This is a genomic window from Bacillus sp. 01N42_2 (assembly GCF_056399565.1).
Map to the genome: position 1 here is coordinate 458,229 of NZ_JBFTRO010000001.1, position 13,462 is coordinate 471,690.

10 protein-coding genes and 1 pseudogene are annotated in these 13,462 nt (G+C 48.6%); 3 read left to right on the forward strand and 8 right to left on the reverse strand.

The genetic code is table 11. From position 1 onward, the window contains the following. Nucleotides 1-7: 7 nt before the first annotated feature. Together uvsE and AC1DN5_RS02435 are read left to right on the forward strand one after the other, a co-directional pair. Nucleotides 8-970 carry a UV DNA damage repair endonuclease UvsE gene (gene uvsE / locus AC1DN5_RS02430; RefSeq protein ID WP_327814766.1) on the forward strand — a complete coding sequence of 321 codons (963 nt, stop codon included), beginning with the start codon at nt 8-10 and terminating at the stop codon, nt 968-970. 68 nt (nt 971-1,038) lie between these two features. Beyond that, nucleotides 1,039-1,311 (forward strand): hypothetical protein, encoded by a 273-nt coding sequence (locus AC1DN5_RS02435; protein WP_016937610.1) that lies wholly within the window; start codon nt 1,039-1,041, stop codon nt 1,309-1,311. A 68-nt stretch (nt 1,312-1,379) separates the two neighbouring features. Here the strand turns inward: AC1DN5_RS02435 and AC1DN5_RS02440 are convergent, their stop codons facing one another. From AC1DN5_RS02440 to AC1DN5_RS02475, 8 genes are all read right to left on the reverse strand, one after another. Then, the gene (locus AC1DN5_RS02440) at nt 1,380-3,104 is read right to left on the reverse strand and encodes an ABC transporter ATP-binding protein (protein WP_045926580.1); all 1,725 of its coding nucleotides are present in this window, start codon (nt 3,102-3,104) and stop codon (nt 1,380-1,382) included. Between the two features lie 80 nt (nt 3,105-3,184). Further along, nucleotides 3,185-4,687: a cardiolipin synthase gene (cls, locus tag AC1DN5_RS02445; RefSeq protein WP_045926581.1), complete on the reverse strand. Its 1,503-nt coding sequence runs from the start codon at nt 4,685-4,687 to the stop codon at nt 3,185-3,187. A 95-nt stretch (nt 4,688-4,782) separates the two neighbouring features. Beyond that, complete coding sequence (locus tag AC1DN5_RS02450) at nt 4,783-5,412, reverse strand: YitT family protein (RefSeq protein ID WP_047475880.1); 630 nt, start codon at nt 5,410-5,412, stop codon at nt 4,783-4,785. Between the two features lie 138 nt (nt 5,413-5,550). Continuing rightward, nucleotides 5,551-6,222, reverse strand: coding sequence for a respiratory nitrate reductase subunit gamma (narI, locus tag AC1DN5_RS02455; protein ID WP_366969854.1), 672 nt, complete (start codon nt 6,220-6,222; stop codon nt 5,551-5,553). Continuing rightward, on the reverse strand, nt 6,219-6,776 hold the full coding sequence (gene narJ / locus AC1DN5_RS02460; RefSeq protein ID WP_366969855.1) for a nitrate reductase molybdenum cofactor assembly chaperone: 558 nt from the start codon (nt 6,774-6,776) through the stop codon (nt 6,219-6,221). Before narJ ends, narI begins: the two co-directional genes overlap by 4 nt. Nucleotides 6,777-6,801: 25 nt before the next feature. Then, on the reverse strand, nt 6,802-8,265 hold the full coding sequence (gene narH, locus AC1DN5_RS02465; protein WP_366969856.1) for a nitrate reductase subunit beta: 1,464 nt from the start codon (nt 8,263-8,265) through the stop codon (nt 6,802-6,804). Beyond that, a complete protein-coding gene (locus AC1DN5_RS02470) occupies nt 8,255-11,941 on the reverse strand; it encodes a nitrate reductase subunit alpha (protein ID WP_366969857.1) in 3,687 nt (1,228 codons plus the stop codon). The genes narH and AC1DN5_RS02470 overlap by 11 nt, the downstream gene beginning before the upstream one ends. Nucleotides 11,942-12,120: 179 nt before the next feature. After that, on the reverse strand, nt 12,121-12,597 hold the full coding sequence (locus AC1DN5_RS02475) for a cyclic nucleotide-binding domain-containing protein (protein WP_045926587.1): 477 nt from the start codon (nt 12,595-12,597) through the stop codon (nt 12,121-12,123). Nucleotides 12,598-12,740: 143 nt separating this feature from the next. Here AC1DN5_RS02475 and AC1DN5_RS02480 point away from each other — a divergent pair. Then, nucleotides 12,741-13,462, forward strand: a pseudogene (locus AC1DN5_RS02480) (YwiC-like family protein).

Genomic DNA, 13,462 nt, shown 5'->3' on the forward strand with positions numbered 1-13,462 from the left:
AAACCATATGCTGTTCAGATTCGGTTTCGTTTCAAACGCCATGTGCCTTTGGGACGCATCCCCCGCCAAAACCTTAACATATGCGCGCTATACAAAACTTTCACCCGGCGAGCGGAAAGAGGCCCTGCTTTCTGTGACGAAAGCAAATCTTACCAACACGCTGCGCACCCTCCACTATGCGGTCGGACACGGCATCCCTTTGTACAGGTTCTCAAGCTCGATTGTGCCGCTCGCCACGCACCCGGATGTACTGTGGGATTTTGTCACGCCGTTTCGCCAGGAGTTCCGTGAGATCGGCGGGCTGGTCAGAAAATATGATCTCAGAACGAGCTTTCACCCGAACCAATTCACCCTTTTCACAAGCCCGAAACGGGAGATTACCGCTAATGCGGTCAAGGATATGGCCTATCATTATGACATGCTGGACGCCATGGGCATCGCGGACCGCTCCGTCATTAACATTCATATCGGAGGCGCTTATGGCGACAAACAAAGCGCGCTTGACCGTTTCGGCATGAATCTGAAAGAGCTCCCCGATGTCATCAAACAGCGGATGACTTTGGAAAACGATGATAAAACGTATACGTCTGAAGAAACTCTCAGTGTATGTGAACAAGAGGGCATTCCGTTTGTGTTTGATTATCATCATTTTTACGCCAATCCGGCCGATGATGCTGATTTAGATGACATTCTCCCGCGGATGATGAAAACATGGCAGCGGATCGGCTTAAAGCCGAAGGTCCACCTCTCCTCGCCAAAATCAGAATCAGCCGTGCGCAGTCATGCGGACTATGTGGATGCGAATTTTATTCTGCCGGTGCTGGAGCGGTTCAGCCAATGGGAGACGGATATCGACTTTATGATTGAAGCGAAAGAGAAAGACCGGGCGCTGCTTCGGCTCGTCGAAGAATTAAGCGCTATCCGCGGAGTCAAACGCCTGGCGGGAGGCGTGCTGAGGTGGAAAGCATAACCAGGTTTATCACCGGTTTATATGGGGAATTTCCGAAATAACAGACCATCAGACGGAGGAGAAAACACATGAAAAACATTACATCTTTGAAAATAGCCGCTAAGAAGTTCACTTTACGAAACATGCTTCAGCTTTATCAGCTTTGCCACACGGGAGGCCACGAGCTGTATATCTACTCTAAAAAAACGATGTGCAAAATCAAAGACATCATCGAACTGGAAACGTTCAGAATGGCGCATAAAGAACAAGAATATTTAATTGTAGTGGAAGGAAAGAAAGCGGTGCAGCTCATTGACCGTTTCAAACATATCATCGAACCTGCGCATAAAGAAGCCCATTAAATACGGACTACATAAAAAAGGATAGACAGGAGGCGCCTCGGCCCCCGTTCGTCTATCCTTTTTCTATATTAATGAATCAGTTCGCCGAATTGCGCCTGATGGAGTCTTTGGTACATGCCGCCGGATGCCAGAAGTTCCTTGTGGTGCCCTTGTTCGGCGATGCCTTCTTTCGTGACGACGACGATCCGGTCCGCATCCTTAACCGTAGCCAGCCGATGGGCGATTACAAGTGTCGTGCGGCCTTCAGAAAGTTCCTGCAGAGACTTTTGAATGGCGGCTTCTGTCTCTGTATCGAGAGCCGATGTAGCCTCATCCAAAATTAAGATCGGCGGGTTTTTCAAAAACATTCTGGCGATGGAAAGCCGCTGCTTCTGTCCGCCTGACAGCTTCACTCCGCGTTCGCCGATCACCGTGTCTAAACCGGCAGGATACCCGTTTACCAAATCCTCTAAATGCGCCTGGCGGACGGCCTGCCAGATTTCTTCCTCGGAAGCGTCCAGCCGTCCGTAAGCAATATTTTCCCGCAATGTGCCGGAAAACAGAAAGACATCCTGCTGGACGACGCCGATTTGTCCGCGCAGAGATGACAGCGTCATGTCTTTAATATCAATTCCGTCTATGGAAATCGCGCCTTCAGACGGTTCATAAAAACGCGGCAGCAGACTTGTCAGCGTTGATTTCCCCGCTCCCGAAGGCCCGACAAATGCAACCGTCTCCCCCGCTTGAATGGACAAATTAATACCGGACAGCACCGGATTGTTTTCTTCATAGCCGAATGACACATGATCATAGCGGATATTCCCTTTTAAACCCGACACATGTTTCGCATTCGGGGCATCCTTGATGTCAGGCTCCGTTTCCAGAATTTCCATAAAGCTTTTAAAACCGGCAATGCCTCGCGGGTACATCTCAATAATCGCGTTGATTTTATCAATCGGACGGAAGAGAACGTTTGTCAACAGCACGAAAGCGACGAATTCCCCGTAGGATAATGATCCGCGGATGACAAACCATGTGCCGCACAACAGGACGAACAGCGTGACGAATCTTGTCAGCATGTAACTGATCGAGCCGTTTTTCGCCATGATTTTATATGACGTCAGCTTTGTTTTGCGGAAACGCTGATTGTTCACGTCAAACCGCTGATTTTCAAACGCTTCATTACTGAAAGCCTGGACAAGGCGGATGCCGCCGATATTGTTTTCGACCCTCGCGCTGAAATCCCCGACGTCTTTGTTCAGTTTTGTAAATGCAGAGGTCATTTTTTTATTGAAATACAGAGCGAGCCAAATGACGACCGGCATGATGATAAACGTCAACAGCGCGAGCTGCCAGTTAATGAACAGCATGACGCCGAACGCGCCCAAAATCGTCATGATGGCGATAAACAGATCTTCGGGCCCGTGGTGGGCGGTTTCTCCGATATACATCAAATCATTGGTGAGCTTGGACATTAAACTGCCCGTTTTGTTGTTATCGTAAAATTTGAACGAAAGCTTTTGCAGATGGTCAAAAAGCTTTTTCCGCATATCGGTTTCAATGTTAATGCCGAGCATATGGCCCCAATACGTTACAACATACTGAAGTGCCGAGCTGAGGGCGTAGACCCCGAATAAAGCAGCGGAAGTCAAAATAATCAGACTCCAATCCCGGCCCGGGAGCAATGTATCGATAAAGTAATTGACAATCAGAGGAAAACTCAGCTCCATCAATCCGCCGGCAATGGCAGAAAAGAAGTCGAGAAAAAACAGCTTTTTGTACGGTTTATAATAAGAAAAAAATTGTCGCAGCACGATTCCGTCCTCCTTGTGCCTCGTTCTTAATGATAATATTTCTCAATTATACTATACACAAGGAGTTTTTAAAGCGCTTTTTATAAAACGCCTGAAAATAACCGCGCGAAGGATTCCTTCGTTCTTTCCCATAATGTGCGCTTATAGAAACGGACGGGGCTGATTTTCTCAGACTCTCTCATATCCTCCAGATAATGCGCTTCAAGATCTTTGATCGCCTTTTGATCTGTAAAAAAGACATTGACTTCAAAGTTCAGCTGAAAGCTTCTCATGTCCATATTCGCCGTCCCGACAGAAGCGAGGTTTCCGTCAGTGATGAGCACCTTTTGATGCATAAAGCCTTTTTGATAGGAATAGACTTCGATTCCTTCGCGAAGAAGCTCGGGGAAATACGATCTCGTCGCGTACTGGGTTAAAAACCCGTCATTGGTTTCCGGCACCATAACACGCACCTCAACGCCTCTGGCAGCTGCCTCCTTTAACGCTGTGCGGATCGGCTCATTCGGTACGAAATAAGGCGTCGCAATCCATACAGACGATTCGGCTGCCGCAATCATGGCATAATACAGGTCGCTCATCCGCTCCTTCATATCAGGGCCTGTCGGAACGACTTGATAGATGCCGCCGCTTTCTGCAGGGACCGGGCGGCTGTATGCTTTCTGATCAATAAGCACCTCATCCGAAACGTATTCCCAATCAAGCATAAAAATGCTGTGGAGCGTCTGAACAATTTCTCCTTCCACTTTCATATGGGTGTCACGCCAAAAACCGACATTTCGGTCTTTGCTGATATATTCCTTGCCGACATTCAGCCCGCCGACAAAACCGGTTTTCCCGTCAACGATCACGATCTTGCGGTGATTTCGGAAATTGAATTTCTGGTTGAAAAAGCCGTATTTCAGCGGCAGAAACGGGACGATATTCACGCCCGCATGTTTCAGTTTTTTAATGTCTTTTCCGGCCAGCTTCAAGCTGCCGGCCGCGTCGAACAAAAACCGCACTTCCACGCCTTCACGGGCTTTTTCCATCATAATCTCCATCATCTTGTGCCCGAGCATGTCTGATTTGAACATGTAATACTCAATATGTATAAATGACGTTGCCGCCCGAAGCGCCTCAAACAGCTCAGGGAATGTTTCATCCCCGTTTTTGAGCACCGTCAGCCTGCTTTTTGTATTGATATTCATATGGGCCGCTTTGATTGAATACTGAAAGAAACGTTTTTGATTTCCTTTCAATCCGGACAAGTCGGGAGTTTGCTCCATATCAAATATCGTCCTCAGCTTTTCCCGGTTATATGTCCGTTTCGACCTGAACAGCTTGCCTTTTTCATAAAGCTGGCCGGAAAAAAGGTAAAATAAGTACCCGGCGATCGGAAAAAAGACAAGAATGTGAATCCATAACAGCGTGTGCTGCGAGGTGCGGTTTTCTAGGATTAACGAATAAATGCTGAACAAAATAATGCTTGCATAGCAAAGCAATCCGCCGTAAAACTCAAGCCTGGAAACCGGAAAAAACCATATGACATATGCTCCGATAAGCATCATATATAAAAAGCAAAATTCCAGTCTCCTTTTCAGCATCCCGACTCTCCCCCATCTGATCCGATATCTCTGTATACCCTCTGTTTTCCGGCCTGTAAACATATGAAAAAGCCTCTCCGAACGAGCGGAAAGGCTTACGATGAGGCTTCCTGTGATTGCCCCGGCGTGAGGTTATGAAGCAAAACCGGCTTGAGGGAGCTGCTGTTTTTGATTTTATTTTTAAAAATGCCGATGATCAGGGCCGTGACCGCAATCGACACTAAGGAGAAGATCCCTCTCAGCAATCCGACGGAAAAAATGCCCGCCAGCACTACGCCAAAATCGAAAAGGAAATTAACCGCACCCGGATTCCATCCGCAGCGCTTTTGCAGAAATAAAGCGAGGATATTGGCGCCGCCGAGCGATGCCTGATGGTAAAACATGAGCGACAGGCCGAACCCGATCAGCGATCCGCCGCAAATCGCCCCGGCAAGCGGTGAAACAGAGAACGGCGGCAGCCAGTGATCTGCGCCTGTAAACATAGTCAGCACTGTGACTGCAAAAACGGTAGATAGAGTGAATTTGATGCCCATTCTGATGAGGGAAAATACATAAAACGGGATATTAATCAGAAAGAAGATAACAGCAAACGAGGGTTGAAACAAATATGACAAGCTTAGTGACAGTCCGGCCGTGCCGCCGGTTAATATATGAGAATGTCTGAGTGTCAGGACGCCGGCGCTTGTCATGAGACAGGCAGCTACAATGAAGAAAACCCGCTTCATTCTTCACTCTCCTTTTGTTCATGTTATTTCACATCAAACATAACAGGAATCCCGGCCGCCCAGCCATTACATTGGCAGAAAATATCTTATATTTTTATTTTTTTCACCATAAAAATCCCCCTCTTGCAAGGGGGATTTTCATGAGCGTTTCCGATAAACAACATAGCTGCGGGTCAAATACTTGAGCGGCAGGCTGAACACATGAACCAATCTTGTAAACGGCCAGAGGATAAAAACAACATACCCAATGATGATATGAAACTTAAACCATAGCGGGACACTCTCCATCAAAGAAGCGTCAGGCCGGAACAAAACGATTTCCCTGAACCACGGCCCGACTGTCGCCCTGTAATCAAAGCCTTTCGAATCAATGTTGAGAAACGTGGCCGCAACGCCTGACAGCATCATGAACAGAAGCAGGATGAGCGTAAGGATATCCGATGGCGAGCTGGTTTTGCGGATTCTTTTGTCAAACAGTCTTCTATACGTCAGGATCACTAGTCCGGTACACGCCGCGATCCCCGCCGGCAGTCCCGCGCCAATCGCTATTTTGTGATACATATGCTCTGAAATGCCGATGGAAGCGTACACGGCTTCCGGGATCAAAATTCCCATGACATGGCCGCCGACAACGCACAGCAGTCCCCAATGAAAAAGTGTGCTGCCCGCCGCGAGTTTTTTCTTTTCTAACAGCTCGCTTGATTTCGCCGTCCAGCCAAACTGGTCATGCTGATAGCGGTAAATATGCCCGCCGATAAAGATCGTCAATACAATGTACGGCATAATCCCCCACAGGATCGGCTCGCTCATGCCTGAACAGTCCCTTCTTCAATGCATTCACGCACGCCGAGAGTGTCCAGCGCGGCCAGCAGGGCATGCAGGAGCCCGGCGTATATGCTGTCATTTTTTTCGAGGCGGGATGCCAGCTCCCTCACATTGGACAGATATTTCTCAAACACGCTTCTCGCCGCTTCAGTCTCCGCAGCCGCCGCAAATTCCAGCATCAGCGGCAGGTAATCAGGCAGTTCTTTCTCTGTCGGCAGGAAACCGGATTGCTGGTAGGTGTTTTTTAAATGAAGCAGTTCAATCCCGCGTTCCCTTTGTTCGCCTGAGTTAAAGTAGGTGACGTACATATTCGTTTTTTTCCCGAAATCGAACGTATAGACATAGTGTTCAATCAGCGCTTCCGGAGAAAATCCGGCTGCCGCCTCTAAAAAGTGCAGCAGCTTCTCCCTGATTTTCCGGCTGCTGATTTCAACAATAAGAGACTTCCAATCAGGAAGCTCGGCTCTCCATTCTTCATCAGGATAAGAGAGAAGACAGGAAAGAGCAGAAAACGTAATTTGCCGGTCCATGGTGTTCATCTTGTTCCACCTCATTTATCAAAAGTTAGAAACAAGAGCCTGGGCCGCCTGAAAATGATAAGCCGCAGCTCCCTTGTTCAGCGTATAAATCAGACACTTCTTCCCGATGGCTGCTTGGAATCACAAAGCGGTCATCATATTTGGCGATCGCCAGCAGCCGATACATGTCTTTAATTTGCTGTTCTGTTAAGCCGACGCTGGAGATCAGTGCCGGGTCGATGGATTTATTCGTCTGGACTGCTCTCATATATTGGCGCATAACAGACATTTTCTTTAACGTTGACCGAATATGATCCGTATCCCCCGCCGTTAACAGCTGCGCCAAATAGTCAATCGGAATTCTCATTTGGTCGATAGCCGGGAAAATAGCTTCCGCGGATTGCCCGCTGCCTTTTCCTTCAAAGAGATTCATAATCGGGCTCAGCGGCGGAATGTACCAAACCATCGGCAGTGTGCGGTACTCAGGGTGAAGCGGCAGCGCAATCTTCCAGTCGATGATCATTTTGTAGATCGGTGATTGCTGTGCGGCCTCTATCCATTCAGCCTGGATGCCTTGTTCTTTTGCCAGTTTGGCAACCTCAGGATCATTCGGATCAAGAAAAATGTCTAATTGGGAATGATAGAGATCCTTTTCATTTTCAACAGATGCCGCTTCCTCCACTTTGTCCGCATCATACAGCATGACACCGAGATAGCGGATTCTGCCGACACATGTCTCGGAGCAGATGGTCGGCAGCCCCGCCTCTAAGCGCGGGAAGCAGAGTGTACATTTTTCCGCTTTGTTCGTCTGCCAGTTAAAATAGACTTTTTTATAAGGGCAGGATGACACGCAATATCTCCATGAACGGCACGCGTTTTGATCCACAAGCACAATGCCGTCCTCCTCGCGTTTGTACATGGCGCCGGACGGACAGGATGACACGCATGCCGGATTGATGCAGTGTTCGCAAATACGCGGCAGGTACATCATAAAGACCTCATCGAACTCCGTTTTGATCGATTCCTCCATCTTTTGCACGTTGGGATCTTCAAGCCCTGTAATGTGGCCGCCCGCGAGATCATCCTCCCAGTTCGGGCCCCACTCAATATTCATGAAATCCCCCGTCAGTGACGATTTCGGCCGTGCCACCGGCTGGTGTTTTTTCTGCGGACTGTTTGTTAATGTTTCATAATCATAGTTCCAAGGTTCATAGTAATCATCAATTGTCGGCTGATTCGGATTATAGAAAAGGCCTGCAAGCCGGTTTGTTTTCGGGCCGGATTTCAGTTCAAGCTTCCCTTTTTTCAATGTCCAGCCGCCTTTATATTTGCCCTGGTCCTCCCATTGCTTCGGGTAGCCGATGCCCGGCTTTGTTTCTACATTGTTGAAATACATATATTCCGCACCGGCACGGTTTGTCCACGTGTTTTTGCAGGTGACGCTGCACGTGTGACAGCCGATGCATTTATCCAAGTTCATGACCATCCCGATTTGCGCTTTAATCTTCAAGCCAATCGACCTCCTTCAGCTTGCGGATGACGACATTCAGGTCGCGCTGGTTCCCCGTCGGGCCGTAATAGTTAAAGCCGTAGCTGAGCTGGGCGTAGCCCCCGATCATCTGTGTCGGCTTGACGTGAATCCTTGTCGGGCTGTTATGGGTGCCGCCGCGGTTATTTGTCAGTTTTGTGCCGGGCACGTTGATATGGCGGTCCTGGGCATGGTGCATAAACGCCATTCCTTTAGGAATCCGGTGAGACAAAACCGCCCTCGCGACGACAACGCCGTTTCGGTTAAAGCATTCAATCCAATCGTTGTCTTTGATATCCGTATCCGCGGCGTCATCTTTATTCATCCACACGGTCGGCCCGCCGCGGAACAGCGTCAGCATCGGCAGAGAATCAAAATACATGCTGTGGACGGACCATTTATTATGCGGCGTCAAGTAATTAAGGACGATTTCTTTGCCCTCTTGGTCAGGCCGTTTGCTTAGAAACGGGCGATGCTGGAGGATCGGTTTAAATGTCGCCATCGTTTCACCGAATTCCATCATCAGTTCATGATCGACATAATAAGATTGTCTGCCGGTCAGTGTCCGCCACGGAATTAATTTTTCTACATTCGTCGTAAACGGCGAGTACCTGCGTCCCCCTTTTTCTGAGCCGGTAAAGGCCGGAGAGGTGATGACCGTTTTCGGCTGGGCTGTAATTTGTTCGAACGTAAAGCATTCTTCCTCCCGTTCTTCCGCCAGGTCTTTCAGCTCCAGATTGGTGACGTTTTCAAGTGATTCCCATGCTTTTACGGCGACTTTTCCATTGGAGGTGGACGACAGGGTTAAAATCGCTTCCGCCGCCTGCTTCGCTTCACTTATATTCGGACACCCCTTTGCGACGCTGTCCGAGGTGATTTCTCCAAGTCTCTTTTTGAGTGATTCATATTCATCGGCTATCGACCAGCTCATGCCTTTCGTTCCGCTCGGTTTTAAACCGGTGTAAGGCCCGAGCGCGGTCATTTTATGAAAGATGTGCTTGTAATCCCGTTCAACAACATGGATGTTCGGCATTGTTTTTCCCGGAATGGCTTCACATTCGCCTTTGCTCCAGTCATTGACTTTGCCGAACGGCTGGGCCAATTCCTGCATCGTGTCGTGGAGGAGCGGCGTTGCAACCACTTCTTTCACCGGCTCCATCTCGACTTCTTCCGCCAGATCGGAAACGGCTTTTGACAGTGCCTTGAAAATATCCCAGTCTGACTTCGATTCCCACGGTGCCGAGATCGCCGGAGCAAAAGGATGGATGAACGGATGCATATCCGTGCTGCTGAGATCGTGTTTTTCATACCATGTCGCCGCCGGCAGCACGATATCGGAATACAGCGCCGTACCCGCCATTCGAAAATCGAGATTGATTAATAAGTCGAGCTTCCCTTCCGGCGCCTGCTCCCGCCATTTAATTTCTTCAGGGCGGATGCTGTCGCTGTCGTCATTCATCAAACCGTTCGTCGTCCCCAGCAGATGCTTGAGAAAATATTCATGCCCTTTTCCTGAGCTTGAGATCAGATTGGCCCGCCATACGAAGAGATTCCTTGGGAAATTGGCTTCATTGTCAGGATCTTCAATCGCAAATTTCAGCTTTTTGTTTTGAAGCTGTGAGGCTATATACACACCAACGTCTTCAGGTGTCTCCGCCCCCGCTTTTTCAGCCTCTTTGTACAGGTCAATGCCGTTTTTATCGAAAGTCGGGTAGGACGGCAGCCACCCTAATCGCGCCGCCAGCACATTGTAATCGGCGTGATGCTTGTAGCGGGATGAAGAAGCGATCGGTGAAGCCAAGTCACTGATCGGCTGGTCTTCGTAACGCCACTGGTCTGTCGCAAAGTAGAAAAATGAGGTGCCGTTTTGCAGCTTAGGCACGCCTTCCCAGTCCTTTGCGGTTGCGATCGTTTGCCACCCTTCAGCCGGACGGAGCTTTTCCTGCCCGACATAATGAGCCCAGCCTCCGCCGTTTACGCCTTGGGCGCCTACGAGTAAAACAAGATTTAACACCGCGCGGTAGATTGTGTCGGAATTGAACCAGTGGTTAATCCCCGCTCCGACGATAATCATGGATCTGCCGTCAGTATCAATCGCATTTTGAGCAAACTCTCTCGCAATCTTAATGACAGCTTCTTTTTTGATTCCTGTGATCTGTTCCTGCCAGCCAGGTGTAAACGGCTCAGGATCATCATAAGATGCGGCTGATTGTCCGCCGATGCCCCGGTTCACGCCGTAATTGGCCAATATCAAGTCAAACACGGTCGTGACGTACGTCTCTTCGCCGTTCAGATCCAGTTTTTTAATAGGAAGATCCCGCTTGAGCACTTTGTTTCCGTCATTTGAAAAATACGGAATGCGCACCGAGCCGATTTCGTCCTCTATTCCAAGCACAGAGAGACGGGGTTCAATCGGTTCCCCGGTGTCTTCATCGATCATATGCAGGTTCCATTTCTGCTGCCCGTCCCAGCGGGAGCCCATTGTCCCTTGCGGTATGGCAAATTCGTTAGTCTGTTCATTCCAGACTGCAGGCTTCCATTGATCATGCTTTGTCTGCCGCCCGATATCCTTCGCATGCAGAAACCGGCCCGCTGTGTATACACCGTTTTCTTTTGACAGAGTGACGAGGAATGGAAAATCCGTGTATTGCTTCGCATACTTGATAAACCGCTCCGTCTCTTGATTCACGTAAAATTCCTGCAAAATGACATGCCCCATTGCCATCGCAAGCGCCCCGTCAGTCCCTTGGCGGATACTGAGCCAGTCATCGGCGAACTTTGAGGATTCCGCAAAATCCGGACTGATCGAAATGACCTTAGCGCCTTTATAGCGGGCTTCCGCCAAAAAATGTGCGTCAGGCGTTCTCGTTAACGGAACGTTGGAACCCCATGTGATGATATAGCCTGAATTGTACCAATCACTGCTTTCCGGAACGTCCGTCTGGTCGCCCCAAATTTGCGGGGACGCCGGCGGAAGATCCGCATACCAGTCATAGAAACTGAGCATAGGACCGCCGATTAAAGACATGAATCGCGAACCTGATGCGTGGCTGATCATGGACATCGCCGGAATCGGAGAAAAGCCGACATTCCGGTCAGGCCCGTATTTCATGACTGTATACAGCAGAGAGGCTGAAATCAGCTTCAGCACCTCAGACCATTCAGCGCGCACAAATCCGCCTTTCCCTCTTGCCTGTTTATAAGACTTCGCTTTTTCAGGGTTTTCAACAATTGATTTCCAGGCATCAAGCGGATTTTGATGCGCCTGCAGTGCTTCCCGCCACAAATTGACCAGCACACCGCGCACGTACGGATATTTCACACGGAGCGGGCTGTAGATGTACCACGAAAAACTGGCGCCCCGCGGACAGCCTCTCGGTTCGAAATCAGGCATATCCGGGCCTGTTGATGGATAATTCAAGTTTTGTCCTTCCCACGTGACAATTCCGTTTTTCACGTAAATATTCCAGCTGCAAGAACCCGTGCAGTTGACGCCGTGGGTGGAGCGAACGACTTTGTCGTACTGCCATCTGTTTCTGTATACATTCTCCCAATCACGATCTTCGCTAGTGGTTTGGCTATGTTTATTTGAATGATGTTCGATAGGAGAAAAATAGTTTAATCTCCTGAACAGCGGACTCATTTTCTTTTTCTTCATGATCGTTCACTCCTTCTGAGTCAGGTGATGCTACATACACTATAAACAGGGAGAGCGCATTTCCTTGTGAACTATGTCACACACTCTGCTTTATTCACAAAACGTTCACACAAAGGAGCAGGAAAGACGGCGGCGTTCATGGCAGGACGTTTTCTTTCAAAGAAAAAAACCGGCTCTATTTAAGAACCGGGCTCGGCGTTTTCATCGCGTGATGTATGCAGGTACCTCAAAAACAACTGATAGGAACAAAAGACATTTTGCTGAAGCATCGCCAAAAAATTCATTTGCAGCCGCGGATGGTAAGACATCATCTGCTTAAAAACGGAATATGGAATATGTAGTGCCAGAATGTCCGGTGAGGCATTGACTGAGATAAAAGGCGATAAAGAATGCCCGCCTTTTTCATCAATCGGAAACACATCGCCTTTTTCCCACAGCGCAACGGTTTGCGATCCTTCAGGCAGCCTGCTGTCCTTAAAACGGATACTGCCTTTTAATACAATATAAACGGATTGTGAATGAAGAAAGGATGGGGACTGATCAGATGATCCGCTGATAAACGTCCCGTTTTTCAGCAAAGTTTCGACAATGGACAGGGGCACTTCGTTAAACATAGGAAGTTGTTTCAGAAATAATAAATAGTCACACTGATTCATAGGAAAGCCTCCTGTGCTGATGATAGCTTTAGTGTAGCCCGATTGAGCCTGTGCGGCAGTGATGTATTTCACAGCTTGTATGATGAATATCACTTATCAGGAGGATGCCTGCATTTATAATGACATACAAAAGGAGGATTTCGATGAAGGTGATGATTCCGAATCAGCACGGCGCATGGGCGATGCTGCTGATTCCGTTTTTACTCGGCATGGTCAAAGGAGGCCCGGTTTTCTGGCATATTCCGCTCCTTCTGGGCTGGCTTTTCCTTTACTTAACGGTTTATCCCGTTTCGCTCGCCTTGAAAAAGAAACGGCTCAAACCCTATCAAAAGTGGATATCTATTTACGGTTTTCCGGCCTGCTGCTTTTTGATCATTTCTATCTATCATAAACCGCAGCTCGTCTGGGTCGGCCTTTCTTTATTGCCGCTGTTTCTTATCCATATGCATTATGCCCGCCGAAAAAACGAACGGGCACTCGTGAATGATATGGCGGGAGTTTTGTTCTTTTGTTCAGGCGGGCTTGCGAGCTGCTGGCTTGGGACGGGAACCCTTGACGGCTGGGCTTGGTTTATTCTCTCTCAATCTGCTTTATTTTTTATCGGAAGTTCCTTTTATGTGAAGTCAGTCATCCGGGAGAAAAAAAAACAGAACATTTGCGTACTGGTCATGGGGCTATCATTTGCTGCTCCCCTTTTTATCGTGTCTTCTCGGAGCAGGCTGGGCATTTCTCGCTTTTATCCCCAGCAGTTTGCGGGCGTGGTTTTTTTCACGGGAGAAATTGGCCCGCGAAAACGATCGGCATTCTGGAAATCTCAAATGCCGGCTTCTTTTTCGCCGTCATGTGTATATGTATCACAAATTGA